Annotated in this window: 18 protein-coding genes; 5 read left to right on the forward strand and 13 right to left on the reverse strand. The window is 66.3% G+C overall.

Annotated elements, in window-relative coordinates; all coding sequences use genetic code 11:
• Positions 1-19 precede the first annotated feature (19 nt).
• Positions 20-1,066, reverse strand: coding sequence for an ABC transporter substrate-binding protein (locus AABQ55_RS22685; RefSeq protein WP_244769858.1), 1,047 nt, complete (start codon positions 1,064-1,066; stop codon positions 20-22).
• Between the two features lie 272 nt (positions 1,067-1,338).
• Here AABQ55_RS22685 and AABQ55_RS22690 point away from each other — a divergent pair, with 272 nt between their 5' ends.
• On the forward strand, positions 1,339-2,358 hold the full coding sequence (locus AABQ55_RS22690) for a LacI family DNA-binding transcriptional regulator (protein WP_272806687.1): 1,020 nt from the start codon (positions 1,339-1,341) through the stop codon (positions 2,356-2,358).
• Between the two features lie 106 nt (positions 2,359-2,464).
• Here AABQ55_RS22690 and AABQ55_RS22695 read toward each other — a convergent pair whose 3' ends face one another.
• From AABQ55_RS22695 to AABQ55_RS22720, 6 genes are read right to left on the reverse strand one after another with little or no spacing between them, the layout of a single operon-like run.
• Positions 2,465-3,157: a response regulator gene (locus AABQ55_RS22695; RefSeq protein ID WP_272806688.1), complete on the reverse strand. Its 693-nt coding sequence runs from the start codon at positions 3,155-3,157 to the stop codon at positions 2,465-2,467.
• Complete coding sequence (locus AABQ55_RS22700; protein WP_272806689.1) at positions 3,154-5,838, reverse strand: sensor histidine kinase; 2,685 nt, start codon at positions 5,836-5,838, stop codon at positions 3,154-3,156. Before AABQ55_RS22700 ends, AABQ55_RS22695 begins: the two co-directional genes overlap by 4 nt.
• Before the next feature lie 8 nt (positions 5,839-5,846).
• Complete coding sequence (kdpC, locus tag AABQ55_RS22705) at positions 5,847-6,416, reverse strand: potassium-transporting ATPase subunit KdpC (RefSeq protein ID WP_272806690.1); 570 nt, start codon at positions 6,414-6,416, stop codon at positions 5,847-5,849.
• 2 nt (positions 6,417-6,418) lie between these two features.
• Positions 6,419-8,455 carry a potassium-transporting ATPase subunit KdpB gene (kdpB, locus tag AABQ55_RS22710; protein ID WP_272806691.1) on the reverse strand — a complete coding sequence of 679 codons (2,037 nt, stop codon included), beginning with the start codon at positions 8,453-8,455 and terminating at the stop codon, positions 6,419-6,421.
• A gap of 11 nt (positions 8,456-8,466) precedes the next feature.
• Positions 8,467-10,176 carry a potassium-transporting ATPase subunit KdpA gene (kdpA, locus tag AABQ55_RS22715; protein ID WP_272806692.1) on the reverse strand — a complete coding sequence of 570 codons (1,710 nt, stop codon included), beginning with the start codon at positions 10,174-10,176 and terminating at the stop codon, positions 8,467-8,469.
• Positions 10,177-10,195: 19 nt separating this feature from the next.
• Positions 10,196-10,318 (reverse strand): potassium-transporting ATPase subunit F, encoded by a 123-nt coding sequence (locus AABQ55_RS22720; protein ID WP_244769851.1) that lies wholly within the window; start codon positions 10,316-10,318, stop codon positions 10,196-10,198.
• Between the two features lie 265 nt (positions 10,319-10,583).
• Here AABQ55_RS22720 and AABQ55_RS22725 point away from each other — a divergent pair, with 265 nt between their 5' ends.
• The 3 genes from AABQ55_RS22725 to AABQ55_RS22735 are packed head-to-tail and all read left to right on the forward strand — an operon-like array spanning position 10,584 to position 12,290.
• Positions 10,584-10,958 (forward strand): COG4315 family predicted lipoprotein, encoded by a 375-nt coding sequence (locus AABQ55_RS22725; protein WP_272806693.1) that lies wholly within the window; start codon positions 10,584-10,586, stop codon positions 10,956-10,958.
• Positions 10,942-11,508: an RNA polymerase sigma factor gene (locus AABQ55_RS22730; protein WP_272806694.1), complete on the forward strand. Its 567-nt coding sequence runs from the start codon at positions 10,942-10,944 to the stop codon at positions 11,506-11,508. Before AABQ55_RS22725 ends, AABQ55_RS22730 begins: the two co-directional genes overlap by 17 nt.
• On the forward strand, positions 11,505-12,290 hold the full coding sequence (locus AABQ55_RS22735; protein WP_272806695.1) for an anti-sigma factor family protein: 786 nt from the start codon (positions 11,505-11,507) through the stop codon (positions 12,288-12,290). The genes AABQ55_RS22730 and AABQ55_RS22735 overlap by 4 nt, the downstream gene beginning before the upstream one ends.
• An 83-nt stretch (positions 12,291-12,373) precedes the next feature.
• Here AABQ55_RS22735 and AABQ55_RS22740 read toward each other — a convergent pair whose 3' ends face one another.
• Together AABQ55_RS22740 and oiaX are read right to left on the reverse strand one after the other, a co-directional pair.
• Positions 12,374-13,675, reverse strand: coding sequence for a four-carbon acid sugar kinase family protein (locus AABQ55_RS22740; RefSeq protein WP_272806696.1), 1,302 nt, complete (start codon positions 13,673-13,675; stop codon positions 12,374-12,376).
• Between the two features lie 3 nt (positions 13,676-13,678).
• Positions 13,679-14,935: a 3-oxo-isoapionate-4-phosphate decarboxylase OiaX gene (oiaX, locus tag AABQ55_RS22745; RefSeq protein WP_272806697.1), complete on the reverse strand. Its 1,257-nt coding sequence runs from the start codon at positions 14,933-14,935 to the stop codon at positions 13,679-13,681.
• Between the two features lie 150 nt (positions 14,936-15,085).
• Here oiaX and AABQ55_RS22750 point away from each other — a divergent pair, with 150 nt between their 5' ends.
• The gene (locus AABQ55_RS22750) at positions 15,086-15,796 is read left to right on the forward strand and encodes a transcriptional regulator NanR (RefSeq protein ID WP_272806698.1); all 711 of its coding nucleotides are present in this window, start codon (positions 15,086-15,088) and stop codon (positions 15,794-15,796) included.
• Positions 15,797-15,799: 3 nt separating this feature from the next.
• Here AABQ55_RS22750 and apnL read toward each other — a convergent pair whose 3' ends face one another.
• The 4 genes from apnL to AABQ55_RS22770 are packed head-to-tail and all read right to left on the reverse strand — an operon-like array spanning position 15,800 to position 21,313.
• Complete coding sequence (gene apnL / locus AABQ55_RS22755; protein ID WP_272806699.1) at positions 15,800-17,668, reverse strand: D-apionate lactonase; 1,869 nt, start codon at positions 17,666-17,668, stop codon at positions 15,800-15,802.
• On the reverse strand, positions 17,665-18,699 hold the full coding sequence (locus tag AABQ55_RS22760; RefSeq protein WP_272806700.1) for a Gfo/Idh/MocA family protein: 1,035 nt from the start codon (positions 18,697-18,699) through the stop codon (positions 17,665-17,667). Before AABQ55_RS22760 ends, apnL begins: the two co-directional genes overlap by 4 nt.
• Positions 18,700-18,701: 2 nt before the next feature.
• The gene (locus AABQ55_RS22765) at positions 18,702-19,769 is read right to left on the reverse strand and encodes an ABC transporter permease (protein ID WP_244769842.1); all 1,068 of its coding nucleotides are present in this window, start codon (positions 19,767-19,769) and stop codon (positions 18,702-18,704) included.
• Positions 19,769-21,313 (reverse strand): sugar ABC transporter ATP-binding protein, encoded by a 1,545-nt coding sequence (locus AABQ55_RS22770; protein ID WP_272806701.1) that lies wholly within the window; start codon positions 21,311-21,313, stop codon positions 19,769-19,771. The genes AABQ55_RS22765 and AABQ55_RS22770 overlap by 1 nt, the downstream gene beginning before the upstream one ends.

The raw sequence follows: 21,313 nt of genomic DNA on the forward strand, positions 1-21,313 counted from the left end.
CGGACACGGATGGCGACGCTTACTGGATGATGCCCAGTTTGCGGCAACCTTCAACATATTCGCCGGTGCACACTTCCTCCGGCTTGTTGATGCCCTTGTCGAAGATCTCGGCCTTGATGTTCTCCGCCGTCACCACCGCCGGAACGAAGAGCTGCGAGGGCGTTTCGTAGAGCTTGTGGGTGGCTTCCGGCGTTTCGCCCTTCAAGAGCTGGACGGCGACATTCGCCGCTGCGGCGGCCACGATCTCGGACGGCTTGGAGATCGTGTTGTACTGGTCGCCCGAAATGATGAGCTGCAGTGCCGCGATGGTCGCGTCATTGCCGGTCACCGGCGGCATTTCCTTGACGCCGGCCGCCTTCAGCGCCGCGATCGCGCCGCCGCCCGTGCCGTCGTTCGCCGCGACGATGCCCTTGATCTCGTCGCCGAAGCGGGTGATCTGGCCGGCCGCCCATTCCTGCGCCTTCGGCGGCGCCCAGTCCGGGGTGTCGAATTCGGCGAGCGTCTTGTAGGGCGAGGCGTCGAGCGCGGAATCGATGCCGTCGCGGATGAGGCCGGCGGCCGCGTCGGTCGGCGAGCCGTTGATCTGAAGAACGCCGGCACCGTCCGGAACGCCCTTGGCCTTCAGGTGGTCGACGAGCGACTGCGCGATGGCCTGGCCGATACCCTGGTTGTCGAAGGAGACGTAGTAGTCGGCCGGCTTGTCCGGGATCGGGCGGTCATAGGCGATGACCTTGACGTCCTGCGACTGGGCGATCTCGACGAGCGCCGCGGCGGCGGCGGAATCGACCGGATCGAGCACGACGACCTTGGCGCCCTGGGCGATCACCGAGTTGAACTGCTGCTGCTGGAGCGCGACGTCGGCATTGGCGTTCTGGTAGATCACCGTGCAGCTCGGGCACAGCTTCTCCATCTCGGCCTTGAAGCCGGGATAGTCGTGCTGCTCGTAGCGGGTCGAGGCCTGGTCGGGCATCAGGAAGGCGACGGTCGCCCCTTCCTGGGCAAGGGCGGCACTGCCGAGCGACAGGACGAGGCCGGTCGAGGCGAGCAGATGGGTAAGCGTCTTCATTGGGTTCCTCCACGGTTGATTTTTCGCCAGTTCCCTCAAGCCGCCCAGGGCGACAGGACCGACGGCCTCCACGCATCGAAAGGGCGCAGATCATCGTTCGCCGCGGCAATGCCGCAACGTCCGGTTCGTCGATGCTCCGTCTGACTCCTCCCTTGGGTCAGCCTTGCTGTTCAGGCAACTTCATCGATGGAGCATGCTTGCTCAATCGATGAAGCAAGAATTGCCACCAATCGCCATTGGTGTCAAGGTGGCCCGTGAAACGGAGAGGACATGTGAACAGGACGACGCAGACGAAAAGGACGACCATCTACGATCTGGCAGAGCTGGCGGGCACCTCGGCCAGCGCCGTCAGCGCCGTTTTGAACGGCAACTGGAAGAAGCGGCGCATCAGCGCGAAGCTTGCCGACAAGATCACCAAACTCGCCGAAGAACAGGGCTACGCGCTCAACATGCAGGCGAGCGTGCTGCGCCGCGAGCGCTCGAAGATCATCGGCATGATCGTGCCGAAATACGACAACCGCTATTTCGGCTCGATCGTCGAGCAGTTCGAGACGCTGGCGCGCGAACGCGGCCTCTTCCCGATCATCACCTGCACGCGGCGCGACCCGGCGCTGGAGGTGGAGGCGGCCCGCGCCATGCTTTCCTACCAGGTCGATTGCCTGATCGCCACGGGCGCGACCGATCCGGACCGCATCGTCGATCTTTGCGCCGCCGCCGGTGTGCGCACCATCAATCTCGACCTGCCCGGGGCGCGCGCACCCTCGGTCATCTCCGACAACTATGGCGGCGCGCTGGAGCTGACGCGCCGCGTGCTCGCCAATTGCGAGAAGGAATATGGCGAGAAGACGCCCCTGCTCTTCGTCGGCGGGCGTGGCACGGACCACAACACGATGGAGCGCGTGCGGGGCTTTCGCGATGCCCATGCCGAGGCCGGCGTCACGGTCGACGAAACACTGATGCTGACCTGCGGCTATGCCCCCGAAAAGGCGGAGAGCGCCATGCGGCAGCTTGCCGAGCGGCTCAGCCCGCTGCCGCGCGGCATGTTCGTCAACTCCACCATCTCGCTGGAAGGGGTGATGCGCTGGATCCGCCGCTCCGGCCACTATGCCGACCGGGTGCCGCAGCTCGGCTGCTTCGACTGGGACCCCTTCGTCGCCATGCTCGGCGACCATATCGAGATGGTCCGGCAGGACGTGCCGAAAATGCTGGAGGCCGTGTTCGGCATCATCGATTCCGGCGCGACGGACCTCACCGTCGTGCAGATCCCTCCCATCGTCGAGAAGATCGGCTGACGAGGTTTCGAGCATTTCCAGCCGAAGCGAAGTCGCTTCGGCGTCGGATAATGCGGAAAGAGCAAGAATCGAGAGCATTTCCGGTGAACCGGAATGCTCTAGAAACTCAGTCGCCCTCGACGACGAGCCGGTATCCGACGCCCGGTTCCGTGCGCACGACGGCCGGACGGGTCGGCTCGCGCTCGATCTTCTGGCGTAGCTGGCCGATGAAGACGCGGAGATAATGCAGGTCCTCGCCATGCGCCGGCCCCCAGACGGAGGTCAGCAACGTCTTGTGCGTGACGACCCGCCCGGCATGCCGCGCGAGCAGCGTGAGGAGATCGTATTCCTTGGGCGTCAGCCGGATCGCCTCCCCGTTTCGCGACACCAGCCGCCGCACCGTGTCGATGACGAGGCCATCGGTGACGAGCGTCGCCGGGGCCGCCTCCGCCCGCTCGCGATGGCGCAGCGCATTGCGGATGCGGGCGGTGAGCTCGCCGATGCCGAAGGGTTTTTCGATATAGTCGTCGGCGCCGAGATCGAGGGCCGCGATCTTCTCGCTCTCCCGCTCGCGGGCGGAGAGAATGATGATCGGGATCTGCGTCCAGCCGCGCAGGCTGGTGACGACCTCCTTGCCGTCCATGTCCGGCAGGCCGAGATCGAGGATGACGAGATCGGGCGCGGCCGTCGCCACCGCCTTCAGCGCCTCGCCGCCGGTCGCCGCCTCCACCACGTCGTAGCCCGCCGCCTTGAGGGCAGGCTTGAGGAACCGCTGGATCTGCGGCTCGTCGTCCACCACCAGAATGCGCTCGTTCGTCATGTCGCCTTGCCAGTCCTTGCCTTTTCACCCGCGGGAAAGCGGATGACGATGCGCGTGCCCTTCTTCTTCACCGCCGGGCTTTCCGCGTGGATCCTGCCGCCCATCGCCTCGACGAAGCCGCGGGCGATGGAAAGGCCGAGGCCCGTTCCCGGCGCGCGGCCGTCCGGCCTGCCCCGACGGTAGAATTTCTCGAAGACACGGTCGATCTCGGCCGGCGGAATGCCCCTGCCGAGATCGGTGACGGAGATGAGCACATCCTGCCCGTCCCGCCGCGCATAGACATTGACCGGCTCGCCGCCGCCATATTTTACCGCATTGTCGAGCAGGTTGAATAGAACCTGGCCGAGCAGCACGCTGTCGCCCTCGATGAGCGGCAGGTCGGCCGCAATGCCGGTCTCGATCGTCTTGCCGGGAAAATACTTGCGCGCCCGCTCCACGGCGGACTGCACGACGTCGGAGACGTCGACCCAGTCACCCTTGGGTTTCAGCGTGCCGGATTCGATGCGCGTCATGTCGAGCAGGTTGGAGACGAAGCGGCTCATGCGGCTGCCCTCCTCCTCGATCGACTGCAGAAGATCGTCGCGGCTCTCGGCGGTCATGCGCTCGCCGAGCTGGCGCAGGCTCGTGACGGCACCCATGATGGTGGCGAGCGGCGTCCTGAGGTCATGCGAGATCGAGGAGAGCAACGCCTCCCGGTAGCGCTCCCCCTCGAGCTTGGCCGCCTGCATCACGCTCTCCTCCGAAAGCCGCGCCCGGTCGAGCGCGATCGCCGTCTGGTCTAGGATGGCGGACAACGCCCGCTCCGCATTGAGGTCAAGGCGCTCCTCTCCCTGCTGGATGCCGCAGACGCCGACAAGACCGTGCGGCCCCATCAGCGGGCGGAATTCGAAGCGGCTGTTCGGCAGGGTGCCGGTGCCGAAGCCGGCCTTCTCCTGCTTGTCGCAGGTCCAGCGCGCCGCCGTGAAGTCGGTGACGTCGAGCTCGGTATCCGGCGGCCAGACGGCGGCGACCTTGAGATCGTTTTTCTCCGGCAGGAGCAGCACGATATTGCGCTTGAGGCTCGCCTGCAGATGCGACACCGCCACCCAGTTCGCATCGTCGGCCTTGCCCGTCGTCGAAAGCTTTCGCGAGAAATCGTAGAGCGATTGCAGCGCCGTTGCGCGCACGCGGGCGACCTCCGCCTGCTCCTTGATGCGCGAGGCGAAGCCGCCGGCGATGATGGCGACCGACAGGAAGACGATCAGCGCGAACACCTCGTGCGGCGCGGTGATCGTAAAGGTGTGCAGCGGGTCGATGAAGAGGAAGTTGTAGGCGAGCGCCGAAAGGAAAGCGGCGATGAAGGCGGAGGCATACCCGCCCAGCACCGCCGCACCGAGCACGGCAAGCAGGAAGAGCAGCGAGATGTTCGGCAGCTCGGCAAAGAGATAGACCAGCTTGCCCACCGCCGCCGTGGCGACGACGAAGGCCCCCGCGATGAGCGCCGATTGCCGGAACGAAGCGATGGCCGGAAGCGCGAGCCGCGCCGGCACCGGCGCCCTCTCCTTCCTGTCGGGCGTCACGAAATAGACGCCGAGGCCGGCCGCCTTGCGCGAGAGCGCATCGGGCAGGGACGGTGAGACGAACCGTCGCCAGCCGCGATCGCGCCGGGCGCCGATGACGATCTGCGTCGCGTGCTCGCGGCGCGCCAGCTTCAGGATCTCCTCGACGAAATCGTTGCCGACCACCCGGCGCGTCTCCGCGCCGAGCTGCTCGGCGAGCCGGAACAGCGCCTCGATGCGATGCAGGTGCTCGGTCGTGCCGACCTCCCGGTCCGCCCGCTCGATCGACACGACGATCCAGGGTGCATTGAGGCCGGAGGCAAGCCGGCTCGCCACGCGCACGACCTTTTCCGACAAGTCGTCCGGCCCGACGCAGACGAGTAGGCGCTCGCCCGTCGCCCAGGGGCCTTCGATCGCATGCTGCTTGAGATAGTCGACCATCTGGTCGTCGACCCGGTCGGCCGCGCGCCGCAGCGCAAGCTCGCGCAACGCCGTCAGGTTGCCCAGCCGGAAAAAGCGGTCGATGGCGCGGCTGGCGCTGTCCGGCAGGTAGACCTTGCCCTCCTTCAGCCGCTCGATCAGCTCTGTCGGCGGCAGGTCGACGAGCAGGATCTCGTCGGCCTTCTTCAGGACGACGTCGGGCACGCGTTCGCGCACCGTGACACCGGTGATCTGCGCGACAAGGTCGGCAAGGCTTTCGAGATGCTGGATGTTCAGCGCCGTCCAGACATCGATGCCGGCCGCGATCAGCTCCTCGATATCCTGGTAGCGCTTGGGATGCCGGCTTCCCTCCGGGTTGGAATGGGCCAGCTCGTCGACGAGCACGATGCGCGGGCGGCGGGCAAGCGCCCCATCGAGATCGAATTCCTCCAGCCCGCGGCCACGATGGGTGATCTGTCTGCGCGGCAGAACCTCCAGCCCGTCCAGCAGGGCGGCTGTCTCCCCGCGCCCATGGGTCTCGACGAGGCCGACGACGACATCGACGCCCTCGGCCTTGAGGCGGCCGGCGCGCGACAGCATGGCATAGGTCTTGCCGACGCCGGGAGCGGCCCCCAGGAAAACGGTCAACTTGCCCCGGCGGTCTTTCTCAGCCAGGGCAAGCAATGTGTCGGGGTCCGGCCTGCGGCTGTCGTCGTCCGCCATTCGTCTTCTCATGATCCGAGCGCGTCGAGCGCCATGTTGAGCTGCAGCACGTTCACCCGCGGTTCGCCGAACACGCCCAGGAGCCGGCCTTCGACCTGCCGCCCGACAAGCGCCTCGACCGTCGTTTCCTCCATGCCCCGCGCCTTTGCAACCCGCGCGACCTGCGCCCGCGCGAAATCGGGCGAGATATGCGGATCGAGGCCCGAACCGGAGGTCGTGACCGCATCGGCCGGGATCGGCACCGCCATGCCCGTCGCCGTCAGCCGGTCGACATCCGCCGCGACACGATCCCTGAGCTTGGCCGAGGTCGTGCCGAGGTTCGAGCCGGACGAGGCAGCCGCGTTGTAGGCTTCCGGCCCCGTCGCCGAAGGACGCGGCCAGAAATATCTGTCCGAGGCGAAGGCCTGGCCGATTAGGTCGGAGCCCACCACCACCCCGTTCCTTTCGACGAGCGAACCATTGGCGGCAGCCGGCATCAGGGCCTGCGCGATGCCGGTCACGGCGAGCGGATAGGCAAGGCCGAGAAGCGCCGTCAGGGCGAGGACGAGGGTGAAGGCCGGGCGAAGTTGTTTCAGCATGATCACACCAGATTTAGGGCGCTGACGGCAAGATCGATAGCCTTGATGCCTGCAAAAGGCAGGACAAGGCCACCGAGACCATAGACGAGGAGGTTGCGGCGCAGCAGCGCGGCCGCCCCCGCCGGACGATAGGCGACGCCGCGCAGGGCCAGCGGAATGAGCGCCACGATGATCAGCGCGTTGAAGATGACGGCCGAGAGGATGGCCGACTGCGGCGAGGCGAGGTGCATGATGTTGAGCGCATTGAGCGCCGGATAGGTGGCGACGAAGAGGGCCGGGATGATCGCGAAATATTTGGCGACGTCGTTGGCGATCGAGAAGGTGGTCAGCGAACCGCGCGTCATCAGCAACTGCTTGCCGATCTCGACGATCTCGATGAGCTTGGTCGGGCTGGAATCGAGGTCTACCATGTTCGCCGCCTCGCGGGCCGCCTGCGTGCCGGTCTGCATGGCGACGCCGACATCCGCCTGGGCGAGCGCCGGGGCGTCGTTGGTGCCGTCGCCGCACATGGCGATCAGACGGCCGCCCTGCTGTTCGCGGCGGATATAGGCGAGCTTGTCCTCCGGCGTCGCCTGGGCGAGAAAATCGTCGACGCCGGCTTCCGAGGCGATGGCCGCGGCCGTCACTGGGTTGTCGCCCGTCACCATGACGGTGCGGATGCCCATGGCGCGCAGCGCCGCGAAACGCTCCTTGATGCCCGGCTTGACGATGTCCTTGAGGTGGATGACGCCGAGCAGGCGCGAGCCATCGGCAACCGCGAGCGGCGTGCCGCCGCTGCGCGCGATCGTCTCGACGGCGCGGCGGAACTCGGCCGGCGCATCGTCCTCCTGAAGGCCGGCAAAGCGCAGCACGGCGTCGACCGCACCCTTGCGCAGCCGCCGGCCGCCGAGATCGACGCCGGAAAGGCGGGTCTCTGCCGTGAACTCGATCACGGCATCGAAGCGCACCCGCGGCATCACCACCGAAAATTCACCCGTGGCAAGCGCCACGATCGACCGGCCCTCGGGCGTCTCGTCGGACAGGCTGGCAAGCAGCGCGGCTTCGGCCAGGTCCGAGGGGCTTACGCCCGGTGCCGGCAGGAAGTCGCTCGCCATGCGGTTGCCGAAGGTGATGGTGCCGGTCTTGTCGAGCAGCAGCGTGTCGACGTCGCCTGCCGCCTCCACCGCGCGCCCGGAGGTGGCGATGACGTTGAAGCGCACGAGGCGGTCCATGCCGGCAATGCCGATGGCCGAGAGAAGGCCGCCGATGGTCGTCGGGATGAGCGTGACGAGAAGGGCGGCGAGTACGGTGACCGTCAGCACCGTGCCGGAATAGCCCGCAAGCCCCCAGATGGCGACGCAGACGAAGAGGAAGATCAGCGTCAGGCCCGAGAGCAGTATCGACAGCGCGATCTCGTTCGGCGTCTTCTGCCGCTGCGCACCCTCGATGAGCGCGATCATGCGGTCGACGAAGGAGGAGCCGGGCGCGACGGTGATCCTCACCGTGATCTCGTCGGAAAGCACCTGCGTGCCGCCGGTGACGGCCGAGCGGTCGCCGCCGGATTCGCGGATCACGGGAGCGGATTCGCCGGTGATCGCGCTTTCATTGACCGAGGCGACGCCCTCGATCACCTCGCCGTCGCCGGGAATGAGCTCGCCGGCGGCGACGAGCACGATATCGCCGATGGCAAGGCTGGTGGCCGGGACCGTCTCGACCGTGCCGGAGGCCGTGCGCCGCCGGGCGACGAGTTCCGACTTCGTGCGCTTCAGGCTGTCGGCCTGGGCACGGCCCCGCCCCTCGGCAACGGCCTCCGCGAAGGTTGCGAAGAGCACGGTGAACCAGAGCCAGGCGGCAATCTGGCCCGAAAAGCCGGCCTGCGCGCTGCCGGTGACGAGATCGCGCAGGAAGAGCACGGTGACGACGGCCGCGACGGCCTCGGTGACGAAGATCACCGGATTGCGCACGAGCTGGCGCGGATCGAGCTTTGCGAAAGCGTCGCGCGCGGCCGGCAGGAGGATGGCAGGGTCGAGAAGGCCCGGCGCGTGGTGGTCCTTTGACATGGTCTGTTCCTTCAGAAGGTCTGGCCGGCAAGCATCGCCAGGTGCTCGACGATGGGGCCGAGGGCAAGCGCGGGGAAGAACTGCAGGCCGCCGAGAATGAGGATGATGCCGATGAGGAGGCCGACGAAGAGCGGCCCGTCCGTCGGGAAGGTGCCGGACGACGGCGGCACCTTCACCTTGGCCGCCAGCGAGCCGGCGATTGCCATGACGGGCACCACATAGGCGAAGCGGCCGAGCAGCATGGCAATGCCGAGCGTCGTGTTGTACCAGACGGTGTTGCCCGTCAGCCCGCCGAAGGCCGAGCCGTTGTTGGCGGCCGCGGACGTATAGGCATAGAGGATTTCCGACAGGCCATGCGGGCCGGCCGTGCCGATGCTGGCGACGGCCAAGGGCAGCATGGCGGAGATCGCGGTGAAGCCGAGGATGGCGAGCGGCAGGACGAGCACGGCGAGCATGGCATATTTCATCTCGCGGCCCTCGATCTTCTTGCCGAGGAATTCCGGCGTGCGGCCGACCATCAGGCCGGACACGAAGACGGAAAGCAGCGCGAAGACGAGCATGCCGTAGAGACCGGACCCGACGCCGCCCGGCAAGACCTCGCCGAGCTGCATCAGGAACATCGGCACGAGCCCGCCAAGCCCGGTGAAGGAGCCGTGCATGCCGTTGACGCCACCATCCGAAAGGCCGGTCGTGACGGCGGCATAAAGCGCGGTCATGGCCTGGCCGAAGCGCACTTCCTTACCCTCCATGTTGCCGGCGGCGGCATCGACGCCAAGGGCGGTCAGGATCGGGTTGCCCGCGGCTTCCGCCCAGTAGATGGCGGCGACGCCGGCAATCAGCAGGATCGCCATGGCGCTGATGATCGCCCAGCCCTGGCGACGGTTGCCGACGAGCTGGCCGAACGTGTAGACCAGCGCGGCTGAGATCGACAGCATGGCGAAGATGTTGAGATAGTTGGAGAACGTCGTGGGGTTCTCGAAAGGGTGGGCGGCATTGACGTTGAAGAAGCCGCCGCCGTTGGTGCCGAGCTGCTTGATCGCCTCCTGCGAGGCGACGGGGCCGAGCGCGATCGTCTGGCTGGCGCCCTCGAGCGTGGTCGCCGTCACGGCACCGTCCAGCGTCTGCGGCAAGCCCATGGCGACGAAGGCGAGCGCGACGACGATCGCCATCGGCAGCAGCACGTAGAGCACCGCCCGCGTCATATCCACCCAGAAATTGCCGAGCGTTGCGGCCTTCGAGCGGACGAAGGCCCGTGTCAGCGCCATGGCGAGCGCCATGCCCGTTGCGGCGGACAGGAAGTTCTGCACCGTCAGCCCGGCCATCTGGCTGAAATGGCTGAGCGTGGTTTCCCCGCCATAGTTCTGCCAGTTGGTGTTGGTGACGAAGGAGACGGCCGTGTTGAAGGCGAGGTCCGGCGCCATGCCGGCAAAGCCCTGCGGATTGAGCGGCAGATGGGCCTGGAGGCACAGGGTCGCGTAGAGCGCGAGGAAGCCGGCGACGGAGAAGGCGAGCATCGAGGCCGTATAGGCGAGCCAGCCCTGCTCCTTGTTCGGGCTTATGCCGGAAATGCGGTAGAGATCGGCCTCCAGGCGCCCGAGGACCGGCGACAGCGCGGTGCGCTCTCCGGCAAAGACGCGGGCCATGTACAGTCCGAGCGGCTTGATCGTGACGAGCACCGCGAGGAAGAAGAGGGCGATTTGCAGCCACCCGATCATGGTCATCAGGGTTTCTCCTCGAAGATCAGAAGCGTTCGGGCCGCAGCAGCGTGACCACGAGATAGGCGCCGAGGACAAGCGCGACGAAAAGGCCGAAAAGGGGTTCGAGCACCGTTGCCTCCTCAAAGCCGGTCGAGCGCGCTGGCATAGGCGGCGAACACGACGAACGTGGCGCAGCCAAGCGCGAGGAATATGAAATCGGACATGGCCGTCTCCTGTTTATGCTGGCGGCACACTAGGAGCGGACGGGATCAGGTTTCGATTGGGAAGGCGGGAAGGCGACGTAAGGAAAAGATAAAGAGGCGCTGTCCGGTTCTCGGTCGGTTTTTTCAAGGCGCCGGGAATAATCGGGCAGGCACCGGTGTCTTGGCAGGGGCGGCTCAGGAAAGTCGCCGTAACGATGGGAGACGACCATGAAGTTCCTAGTCCTCGTGCCATTCGCCGTCGCGGCCCTTGCGGGCACGGCCTTCGCCGCCGAACCGTTCGCGACCGTCAAGACCGACAAGGGCGAGGTGCTTGCCGGCGAGAAGGGCATGACCCTCTACACCTTCAAGAACGACACGCCCGGCACCTCGAACTGCTACGACAAGTGCGCGACGAACTGGCCGCCGGCCATCGCCGCTTCCGATGCGGTGGCGGAGGGTGCATATTCCCTCGTCACCCGCAAGGACGGGGCGAAACAATGGGCCAAGGACGGCATGCCGCTCTACTACTGGATCAAGGATACCAAGGAAGGCGATACGACCGGCGACGGCGTGAACGGCGTCTGGGATGTCGCAAAGCCCTGACCCGCATGGCGCCGAGGCGGGTAGCGGGCGGGAGGGCGCTCCTACCCCGGCCCTTTCCTTCGACGCCGAGATCCTTGCCCTCCTGCCGCAGCTCCGGCGCTATTCCCGCAGCCTGACGCGATCGGACGCGGAGAGCGAGGACCTGTTGCAGGACTGTGTCGAAAAGGCCCTCAGCCACCGGACGCAATGGCGCGGTGCGAACATCCGCGCCTGGGCCTACCGGATCATGACCAACCTGCATCTCAATGCCCGCCGCGCCGTTGCCCGGCGGCCCTCTGTCGGCATCGAGGCGGCGGAGGGCCTCGCCGAAAGCGTGCCGCCCTCCGATCCGCTGGCGAGGAACCGCCTCGTCCAGGCGCTCGATACCCTGCCGAAGGAGGCAAGGGCGGTGCTGATGCTGGTCGCCGTCGAGGGCCATACCTATCAGGAAGTGGCCGAAATCCTGGATGTCCCTGTCGGCACCGTCATGTCGCGCCTCTCCCGCGCCCGGCAGATGCTGCGGGAGAAACTGGCAGCCGAAAACGTCATTCACCTGCGGAGCCCCCGATGAGCGAGAGCCGCCCCGTGACCGAAACGGACCTGCACGCCTATGCCGACGGCTTCCTGGATGCGGCCGAACGCGAGCGCGTGGAGGCCCACCTTGCCCATAATCCCGAGGCCGCACGCCGCGTGTCCGACTGGCAGGCGCAGAACGACGGCCTGAGGGACGCCTTTGCCGCCTATGCCACGGCCCGCCCCTCCGATCTCCAGCTCGTCGCCGGCCACCGGGCCGCGACGAAAGCCGCAACACCGCACCTTGCGATGGCGGCCGCGGCCGCACTCGTCTTCATGCTCGGCGGCCTTGCCGGCCATTTCGGCCCGATGCTCTTCGAAAAGGCGCCGACGGCGACGGCGACGGCCATGGATGCCCTGCCGCACGAGGCGCGCAACGCCTATCTCATCTATGCGAGCGAGGTGCGCCATCCGGTGGAGGTCTTCGCCGACGAGGAGGCACATCTGGCGCGCTGGCTGGGAAAACGCCTCGCCATCGACGACCTGAAGGTCCCGGACCTCAAGGCGATCGGCTTCAAGCTGGTCGGCGGGCGCCTCCTTCCCGTCACCGACAAGCCGGGCGCCCTGTTCATGTACGAGGACGAGACTGGCCGGCGTGTCACGGTCCTCGTCGCCCGCAATGAGGAAAACCGGACGACGAGCTTCCGCTTCGCCGCCGCCAGCGGCGTGGAGACCTTCTACTGGATCGACGGCGACCTCGGCTACGCGGTGACCGGCGACATTTCCCGCGAACGGCTCCAGCAGATCGCGGAGGAGTGCTACCGGCAATTCCCGACATGAGGCCTCCGCAAATCCGGGCATTGCAGCCGGAAAGCCGGATTTGACGCGCGGCCTGCCGGTCAAGGTGATGGCGGTCGATGCGATCAGGTCCGGCCGGCGCGGATCATCGAAAAATAGTCGTCGCCACCGACCTGCCCGCCCTTCAGCGCGATCTCGAGGCCATCCGCCGCCCCGCCATGGGCGATGCAGAGCGGCGAGCCCGGCGTCTGCGGCAAAGGCATTTTCAGCGTAAGCGCCGCAATGCCCATCTCGCCGAGCGCATGGCTGGATGTATCACCGCCGGCGACAACCGCGCGGGCAAGCCCGGCACGCGCGACGAGTTCCGACTGGATACGTCCCAGCGCACGTCCGAGGCGATGGCGGGCGCCGGTCGAGGAATCGAGCGCGCCGCCGCGATCCGCCGCCGGCCCGAGCGCGGTGTAGAGCACCACGCTGCGCCCTTCCCGCAGAACACCGAGACCGGCCTCGACGGCCGCCTCCACCGCCGCCTCGCTCCCCTCGCCCGACAGCGCAAGCGGATCGAGCGTGACCCCGGCAAAGCCGTTTTCCAGCGCGTGGCGGATCTGCCGCTCGGTGGTGGGCGAGACGCTGCCCGAAACGACAGCGATGCGATCGACCGGCCCGGCGACCGGGAAGCGGGACTTTTCCCCGATCAGGCCCTGATCCCGCCAGGTCGGGATCAGGGCATATTCGAGGCCGGAGGAACCGCAGGCGAAGCGGCTCCTTTCGCGCAGCCGGTTCCACAGCAATGCGCCGGCAGCGGCCTGCGTCGCCGCGTCGAGCACGTCGATGAGCAGGATATCGGCTTCCTCGGGCTGCTGGCCGGCCTGCAGCGCGACCATGTCGATGAGCGCGGAAGAGAGCGTCGTCTGCCGCGAGAGATGCAGCAGCAGGTTGGCCTCGTCCATCGGCGTCACCGGATGGCGCGCCATGACCGGGTGGCGATCGATGCGATAGTTGCGCCCCTGATAGGCTGCGAAAAGTTCCCCGAAGGCCGTGTAGCGGCGGATCTGCGGCGCGCCGACGATGAGCGGCACGGTCGCCTTGCCGAAGATGGCGCGGCCGATCTCGATGGCCCTGCCGATATTGCCGACATGGGGGGCGGAATCGAAGGTCGAGCAGACCTTGTAGTGGCAAAGCGCGGCATCGAGCGTCTTCAGCCAGCCGAAGGCCGTGCGAAGGTGCACGTCCATCCAGTCCGGCGTCTCGCTGCGGCTGGTGCCGGCAAGGCCGAAGGCCCGCGCGCCGGCAAATCGCGACAGCAGATCCGCATCCGGCACGTCAAGGAAAAGCACGGTCTCCACGCCGTTCGAGGCGAGCGCTTCCATGACGTCGGTCGAACCGGTGAAATCGTCGCCGTAGTAGCTGATGAGGGGACGCGTCATGGTCTAGGCCGCCTTGCCATCGGAAAACTTTGCGATGGATTGCGCAAGTTCGGCATGGTCCTTTGCATAGGTCTCAAGCGGCACGCCCGCCACGGCTGCCTCCCAGGCCTGCCGCACGGCCTTCACGCCCGCGCCCGGTCCGTCCGGATGGCTGACGATGCCGCCGCCGCACAGATAAAGGAGGTCCGTCGAGCCACTCGTCGCCGCGATCGTCTCGGGCGCCTGCCCGCCCCATTGGCCGGAGCCGATGACCGGCAGCGCCACGTCCCTTTCCGAAAACAGCGGCGTGCTCACCGCCTCGTAGGAGCGCACGAAGCTCTCGTCCGGCTCCCAGTATTTCACCCGGATGCCGTTGATCTGGAACTGGTCGACGCCGAGCAGCCGCCAGAACTGCTGCCAGACGGAAAATTCGAAGCCGAGGCCGGCATGGCGGGTCAGGATATCCCAGCCGTTGCGATGGGCATGCAGCACGAGGCCGGAGCGCTTGCGCAGGAAGGAAAGGCCGCCGAAGCCGATGGAATTGATGTTGACCACGGCGCAATTGCCGCCGGCCGCAAGCACCAGGTCATGGTTTCGCATCATCTCGTCGGGATCGGCATGGCTGATGCCGAAGGCATACATCACCTTCTTGCCGGTCTTCTGCTCGTGGTCGAGGATCCTCGGCATGATCACCGCCACGCGGTCCTTCAACGGCGAATAGGCCGGGCTCATAAGCTTCTCGTCGTCCTTGATGAAATCGACGCCCGCCTCGATCAGTTCGCCGACCATCTCGGCCGTCTCGTGCGGCCGCAGGCCGAGCGCCGGCTTGACGATGGTGCCGATGATCGGCCGGCCCGTCACGCCCGTCAGCGCGAAACTGCCGGGAACGCCGAATTGCGGACCGGGATGGGCGGCGGCGAATTCCGGCGGCAGCTTCATGCCGACGATGCGGATGCCCGTCATGCCCTTGATGGAGAACACGCCGCCGATCGCGATGGTCATCAGCGCGGAAAGATCGGTGCCGACCGCATCCATCGGAAAATCGATATCGGCATCCGCCCGGTGGAAGAGACCGGCCCCACCGGCCTCGTCGGGGAAAGAGGCCCGCTCGACGGGCGGCAGGGGACGGATGGCGACGACGCGCGCCGCAACACGCGCCTTCAGTTCCTCCGTCTCGCCGGGCAAGGCCACGAAGGTGCCCGTCGACTGGTCGCTGGCGATCTTCCGCGCCATGGCCTCGGGCGAACCTGCGGTTTCTATCCGATAGGTCAGACGGATCACGTTTTCTCCTCCCGCTTCTGCCGCGTCCCGCTTGTGCAAATACATCAACTGGTATAATGAGTATTTATGTTATTGCAAGCCAACATTCGCGAAAGCTGTTGCGGCAATGGAACTTGATGCATATTCAAACCTGTCGAAACCAGGTGCCCCATGAACGTCGCTTCCGAACCGATCGTCCGCAAGAAACTCTCCGACGAAGTCTTCGCCCGGCTGAAGAACATGATCGAGACCGGCGAGTTGAAGGCCGGTGACGACATGCCATCCGAGCGCGAGCTGATGGAGCGCTATGGCGTCGGCCGCCCGGCCATCCGCGAGGCGATGCAGGCGCTCGCCGGCAAGGGCCTGGTCGAGATTTCGCAGGGCGAGCGCGCCAAGGTGCTGCGCATCACCGCCGAATCCATCATCCGCCAGGTCGACCTGCCGGCCAAGCTCATGCTCTCCGGCTCCTCGGACACGCTGGAGCACCTGAAAAGCGCCCGCATCTTCTTCGAGCGCGGCATGATCCGCGAGGCCGCTGCCAAGGCGAGTCCCGCCCACATTGCCGAATTGCGCGCCCTGCTCGACAAGCAGAAGCAGAGCCTCGGCGACGCGGACGCCTTCATCGAGGCGGACATGGAGTTTCACCAGTGCATCGCGCGGATTTCCGGCAATCCGATCTTCGCGGCCGTCAGCGGCGCGATGCTGGGATGGTTGAAGTCCTATCATACGGAAATGCTCATCTGGACGGGCCGCGAGAATTTCACGCTGGCCGAACACGAGGAAATCATCCGCACCATCGAGAAGGGCGATGCCGACCTTGCCGAAAAGGCGATGATCAAGCATCTCGAACGCTCCCGCGCGCTCTATGCCCTCAAGAAATAGGGCTCAGAGCACGACCTCGACCGCACCATAGGGCGGCAGGCCGATCCTTTCGGCCGCCGGCAGCTCCGTGCCATCGCCACCGATCAGCGACACCTTGCGCGGCAATGCGGGAAGCACAACCGCCTGCATGTCCCGCGTGATGTTCGCCAGCAGCAGCCGGTCCGCCGTGGCAAGGCCCAGCACCGCATCCGGACGGGACGTCTCGACGGCGACCAGCATTGCGCCCGAGAGGCTGCCGAGCCGCGCCAGCACATGCGCGAGCGGCCGCAGCCCCCCTCTGGGTGTCGCCTCCCCCTCGCCCGCCACGAGCCCGAATGGTCCGGCCAGCGTCGACAGCGTCAGCACCTCCGGACCGGCCGGAGCGACCGTCGCGGCATAGGCGAGCGTCCAGGCCGCGCCGAATGCCCCGTTGTGACGGGGGTCCGCATCGGCCATGGGAATGCGGCCGCCCGCCGGATTGTCCTTCGTCGCGCTGCCGTAGGGATTCTGCCGCATGGCGATCGTCGAGGGGCCGATGCGGTAAGGCCTGTCGCCATAGAGCGCGCGCACCGAACGTGTGACGAAGCGCAACGCCTCGAAGGTCTGCATGACGGAAAGATCATCGGCCGCATGCACGATCGGATTGGTGCAATGGCTGATATAGTCCAGCAATTCGCCCGGCACGCGCTTCCGGTTGAGCTCGGTGAAATAGCTCATCATGCCGCCGCCGAGCCGCACGCCCGGAAAGGCCGCCCGCGCCGCGGCATAGACTGCCTCCAGCGGCGGGCATTCCGGCCAGGTGCTGCCGGGCGGCGTCGATTGCCGGTCCACCGCGGGGCAGACGAACAGCGTGTCGAGTCTCAGCCCAGACTTACCGACAAGTGCCGCAATGTCCGCCATCTCCTCATCGAGCGGCTGCTGGCATGGCACGGCAAGTTCCAGCGTCACCTTGAGGCCGGACCGCGCGGCGATCTCCGCATAACCGGTCAACGCGCCAACGCCATGGCCGGCGGCAGGATCGAAATGGGCGATCAGGTGCCGTGCACCCACCATCTTCAGGACATCAAGCGCAGCCCGTTCCCCGGCAAGGCATTCCGGCCTGAGCCCGACGCCCATCTCGGGGAAGCGGCGCGGCGTCGGCGCCAGCCGCAGCGAGACGGCATCCGCGGCGCTAGCCGCGGGCGCGGCGTCGGCGCTCGCCTCGATCACGACGGAAATCCGCTGGCTGAACGGTTCGTTCTTCGGCACGCGATAGGGCCAGGGCAGGGCCAGCGGCCGCACATAGGTCTTGTAGGAGCCGTCGGTCCAGTTGCGCTGGTCCTCCATCTCGAAGACATCGCCGGAAAATTCCGTCGTCGCCGCAATGCCGGGCGCGACGCGATGGGTGATGGCGGCGATGTCCTTGAAGGGCTGCCAGGGCTCGATCCGGTCGGGCCACAAGGCCCGCTCGATGCTGCCGTCACCGTGGCGGATTTCGACCGGCTCGCCCGCAACGCCGACGACCGGATGCAGTACGACGAAGCCGGCACGGGCGGTCTCGAAATCGGCATCGCTGACGCAATCGGCGGAAAGGGTCACGCCCTCGGCGCTGCCGGCAATCGAGATAGCGCAGTCGAGATTGGCGCCGGAGGGAGCGCTGAAGCGGGCATCGTAGCGAACGGAGAAGCCAGCTGCCGTCTCCTCCACCACGAGGTTGGCGATGGCGGCACCGCAGGTGCCCCAATCCTTGTCGCGCACGAGGAAGGCAATGGCGCGCAACACTTCATGGCCGCGAAACCGCAGGGTGCGCAGGTTGCCGTCCTGAAGCTCCACGTGCAGATCACCCGCCATGAGCGTCCGGCTTTCCGGCTCCTTCTCGCTTGTGCCGTAAAGCCGGAGCAGGTCCTCGCTCATCCCAGCAGGTCCCCGAGATCGACCGTCTCGCCGCGTTCGGCACTGAGATAGGCCGCCTCCACCAGCGCGAAGGTCTTGAGGTTGTCGCGGCCGGATGTGTCCGGCTCGCGGCCCGCAGCCAGCCGCTCGACCCAGTGTTTCTGGATCAGCGCCACGCTTTCCTGGATGTTGTGCCAGGGCCGCGAGGCCCAGGGCAGCAGGGTCGGCGCGACGCGGTTTTCGCGCGTGCCATCGGGCCCGTGGACCGCGAGCCTGTAATCCTTGCCGAGCCGCAGCGTGCCCCTGCTGCCGTCGATCTCGACGAAAGTCTCCGGAAACGGCTCTTCCGGCAGCTTCGTCGCATAGCTGACATCGACGATCGAGGTGACGCCGCTGTCATGGTCGAGCAGCATCGTCGCCACGTCCTCGCCGGCGATGTCGGGGTTGATGCGGCGCGTGCGGGCCGTCATGCGGCTGGCATCGCCGAAGAGGAAGCGGGCGATGTCGAGCGAATGGATGCCGAGATCTTCGATGATGAAGCGCTTGCCCCTGGCGAGATAGGGCTGGCCGGAGAAGACGTCGAAGCCGGAGCGGAAGGAGACGCGGCCCCAGAAAGGTTCGCCGATCGCGCCGCTGTCGAGCACCGCCTTGACGGCGAGGATCGGCGTCTGCCAGCGGAAGTTCTCATGGATCATCAAGGGTATGCCGGCCGCCTCGGCGGCGACGACCATGGCCTTGGCATCCTCCAGCGTCGGCGCGAAGGGTTTCTGGCAGATCGCCGGAACCTTGTGCCGTGCGGCAAGTTCCACAAGCGCGCGATGGCTGCCGACCGTGGTGGCGATGTCGACGAAATCGAAGCCGCCATCGGAAAACATCGCCTCCGCGGACTGGTAGCGCCTGTCGACGGCGAATTCGTCGCCGACGATGCTGAGCCGCTCCGGATCACGGTCGCAGATCGCCGCGATCTCCACCTCCGGCAGGTCCCGCCAGCCATGCATCTGGTTGACGGCGAAGAAGCCGCAGCCGATCAGCGCACCCTTGAATTTCCTCATGCTCAGCCCGCCTTCGCCATCTGCATCAGGGTGACGCGCTGCTGCAGCCGGCGCTGCGCCTGGTCGACAACGACGGCCACGATGATCACGAGGCCCTTGATCACCATCTGCCAGAAGGAACTGACCCCCATCATCACCAACCCGTCGGAAAGAATGCCGATCACGAAGGCGCCGATGATCGTGCCACCGATCGTGCCGCGCCCACCCGACATGGATGTACCACCGAGAACGGCCGCCGCAATGGCGTTCAGCTCGAGATTGGTGCCGGTCGCCGGGTGCGAGGCCATTAGTTCCGAGGAGATGATGAGGCCGACGATCGCCGCGCAGAAACCGGAGAACATGTAGACGAACATCTTCACGCGGTTGACGCGGATGCCGGACATGCGCGAGGCGCGCTCATTGCCGCCGACCGCGAAGATATGCCGACCGAGCGGCACGAAGCGGGCGAAATAGGCCGCGCCCAGCGCGACGACGATCAGGATCCAGACGGAGACCGGCAGGCCGAGGATCGAACCGGAGCCGAGATAGGAAAAACCCTGGTTGCCGAGGTCTTCGCGCCCGGTGAGATTGGGCAGGGTCTGACCGTCGGAATAGAGCAGCGCCATGCCGCGCGCCACATAGAGCGTGCCGAGCGTCGCGATGAAGGGCGCGACGTTGAGGCGGGTGATGAGCAGGCCGTTGACCGCGCCGATCAGGATGCCGACGGCCATGACGATGATCGCCACCTCGACCACGTTGAAATAGACCGTGTAGCCGAGCGGCAGCGCCACGCCGTACATGATGAGCCCGCCGGCGATCATGCCGCAGAGGCCGACGATCGAGCCGACCGAAAGGTCGATGCCGCCGGTGATGATGACGAAGGTCATGCCGATGGCGAGGAAGGCGTTCTGCGTGGCGTGCTTCGACATCAGGATCATGTTCGCGGTCGACAGGAAATTCGGCGCGAAGATCGAGAAGAAGATGATCACCGCGAAGAGCGCGATGAAGGTCCTGAGCTTCATGATCGTGAGCAGGGCCGCGCCTGTCGAGAGATGGTTGCCGGCGGCGGCAGTGTGCGTTGCTGTCGTCATCACGCATGCATCCTTCTGGTTTTATGTCCCTCCGCGGAGGCCGAGACGATCATGTCCTCGGTGGCGTCCCTTCGGTCCACCACCGTCACGAGGCGGCCGTTGCTCATGACGGCGATGCGGTCGGAGAGCGCCATGACCTCCTCGAGGTCGGAGGTGGAAAAGAGGATCGCGAGCCCCTCGCCCGCCAGCCGCCGCATGGTGCGGAAGACGTCCGCCTTGGCCCCGACATCGATGCCGCGGCTCGGCTCGTCCATCAAAAGCACCTTCGGCCCGGTCATCAGCGCCTTGCCGATGACGACCTTCTGCTGGTTTCCGCCGGACATGGAGGTAACGTCGAATTCCGGGTTCTTCGCCTTGATCGAAAGGCTGCGGATCATCTCTAGGATCGCCGTCTTCTCCAGCTTCAGGTCGATATGGAATCCGCCCTTCAGGAACTGGCCGAGGCTTGCCATGGACAGGTTGTCGGCAATCGACATGGACTGCACCAGGCCCTCGCGCTGACGATCCTCCGGGATCAGCGCCAGGCCCTCGCGGATGCGCCGGGTCGTGTCGCGCCCCTTCAGCTCCTCGCCTTCGATGAAGATCTTTCCCGTATAGTGCTCATGCCGGCCCATGATGCATTCGAAGAGTTCCGAACGCCCTGCGCCCATCAGGCCGTAGATGCCGAGGATCTCGCCCTTGCGCACGCCGATCGAGACATGGTCGACCGCATAGCCGCCCTGCGCGCGCGGCAGGCAGATCTCTTCCGTGCGAAACACTTCCGCGCCGGGCTCGTGATCGATCTGTTTCGCGAAATCCTTGGCGTCCGAGCCGATCATCGAGCGCACGATCCAGCGTGTATCGATATCCTTGACCATGGCATGGCCGGTGATCTGGCCGTCCTTCAGGACGGTGATGTAATCGCCGATACGCATCAGCTCCTCCAGCCGGTGCGAGATATAGACGATGGCGACGCCGCGCGCCTTGAGGTCGGCGATGACGCGGAAGAGCACATCGACCTCCGCCGCGCTGAGCGCCGAGGTCGGTTCGTCCATGATGAGGATGCGCGTGTCGAGCGAGACGGCGCGCGCGATCTCGACGAGCTGCTGCTGGCCGATCGGCAGGTCTTCCGCCAGCGTATCGGCGGAAATGCCGGCTTCGAGACGGTTCAGGAACTCGTTGGCCTTCTCCACCTGCGCCTTGTGGTCGATGCCGCGAAGGCCTCTTGTGATCTCACGCGTCGCAAAGATGTTCTCGGCAACGGAGAGGTTGCCGAACAGGTTCAGTTCCTGGAAGACGATGCCGATGCCGTGGCGCACCGCGTCGGCGGGGCTGTTCAAATGGATGCGCTCGCCGTCCATCCAGATTTCGCCCAGCGTCGGCCGCTCCACGCCGGCGATGATGCGCATCATCGTCGACTTGCCCGCGCCGTTCTCGCCGACGAGCACGTTGACCGCGCCTCGCCGCAGCTTCAGGTCCGCCTTCTTCAGCGCCACGATGCCGGAATAGGCCTTGGTGATATCCTTGAGTTCCAGAATGACGTCGCCGTCGTCGATGCCACTCAT

It is taken from the genome of Shinella sp. WSD5-1, assembly GCF_963942435.1.
In the GTDB taxonomy this organism is placed as follows: Bacteria; Pseudomonadota; Alphaproteobacteria; order Rhizobiales; family Rhizobiaceae; genus Shinella; species Shinella yambaruensis.

Coding starts and splice junctions, on each gene's coding strand:
- AABQ55_RS22685 (WP_244769858.1), bottom strand. CDS start 1,066: ATGAAGACGCTTACCCATCTGCTCGCCTCGACCGGCCTCGTCCTGTCG.
- AABQ55_RS22695 (WP_272806688.1), bottom strand. CDS start 3,157: ATGACGAACGAGCGCATTCTGGTGGTGGACGACGAGCCGCAGATCCAG.
- AABQ55_RS22700 (WP_272806689.1), bottom strand. CDS start 5,838: ATGGCGGACGACGACAGCCGCAGGCCGGACCCCGACACATTGCTTGCC.
- kdpC (WP_272806690.1), bottom strand. CDS start 6,416: ATGCTGAAACAACTTCGCCCGGCCTTCACCCTCGTCCTCGCCCTGACG.
- kdpB (WP_272806691.1), bottom strand. CDS start 8,455: ATGTCAAAGGACCACCACGCGCCGGGCCTTCTCGACCCTGCCATCCTC.
- kdpA (WP_272806692.1), bottom strand. CDS start 10,176: ATGACCATGATCGGGTGGCTGCAAATCGCCCTCTTCTTCCTCGCGGTG.
- AABQ55_RS22720 (WP_244769851.1), bottom strand. CDS start 10,318: ATGCCAGCGCGCTCGACCGGCTTTGAGGAGGCAACGGTGCTCGAACCC.
- AABQ55_RS22725 (WP_272806693.1), top strand. CDS start 10,584: ATGAAGTTCCTAGTCCTCGTGCCATTCGCCGTCGCGGCCCTTGCGGGC.
- AABQ55_RS22730 (WP_272806694.1), top strand. CDS start 10,942: ATGTCGCAAAGCCCTGACCCGCATGGCGCCGAGGCGGGTAGCGGGCGG.
- AABQ55_RS22735 (WP_272806695.1), top strand. CDS start 11,505: ATGAGCGAGAGCCGCCCCGTGACCGAAACGGACCTGCACGCCTATGCC.
- AABQ55_RS22740 (WP_272806696.1), bottom strand. CDS start 13,675: ATGACGCGTCCCCTCATCAGCTACTACGGCGACGATTTCACCGGTTCG.
- AABQ55_RS22750 (WP_272806698.1), top strand. CDS start 15,086: ATGAACGTCGCTTCCGAACCGATCGTCCGCAAGAAACTCTCCGACGAA.
- apnL (WP_272806699.1), bottom strand. CDS start 17,668: ATGAGCGAGGACCTGCTCCGGCTTTACGGCACAAGCGAGAAGGAGCCG.
- AABQ55_RS22760 (WP_272806700.1), bottom strand. CDS start 18,699: ATGAGGAAATTCAAGGGTGCGCTGATCGGCTGCGGCTTCTTCGCCGTC.
- AABQ55_RS22765 (WP_244769842.1), bottom strand. CDS start 19,769: ATGACGACAGCAACGCACACTGCCGCCGCCGGCAACCATCTCTCGACA.
- AABQ55_RS22770 (WP_272806701.1), bottom strand. CDS start 21,313: ATGAGTGGCATCGACGACGGCGACGTCATTCTGGAACTCAAGGATATC.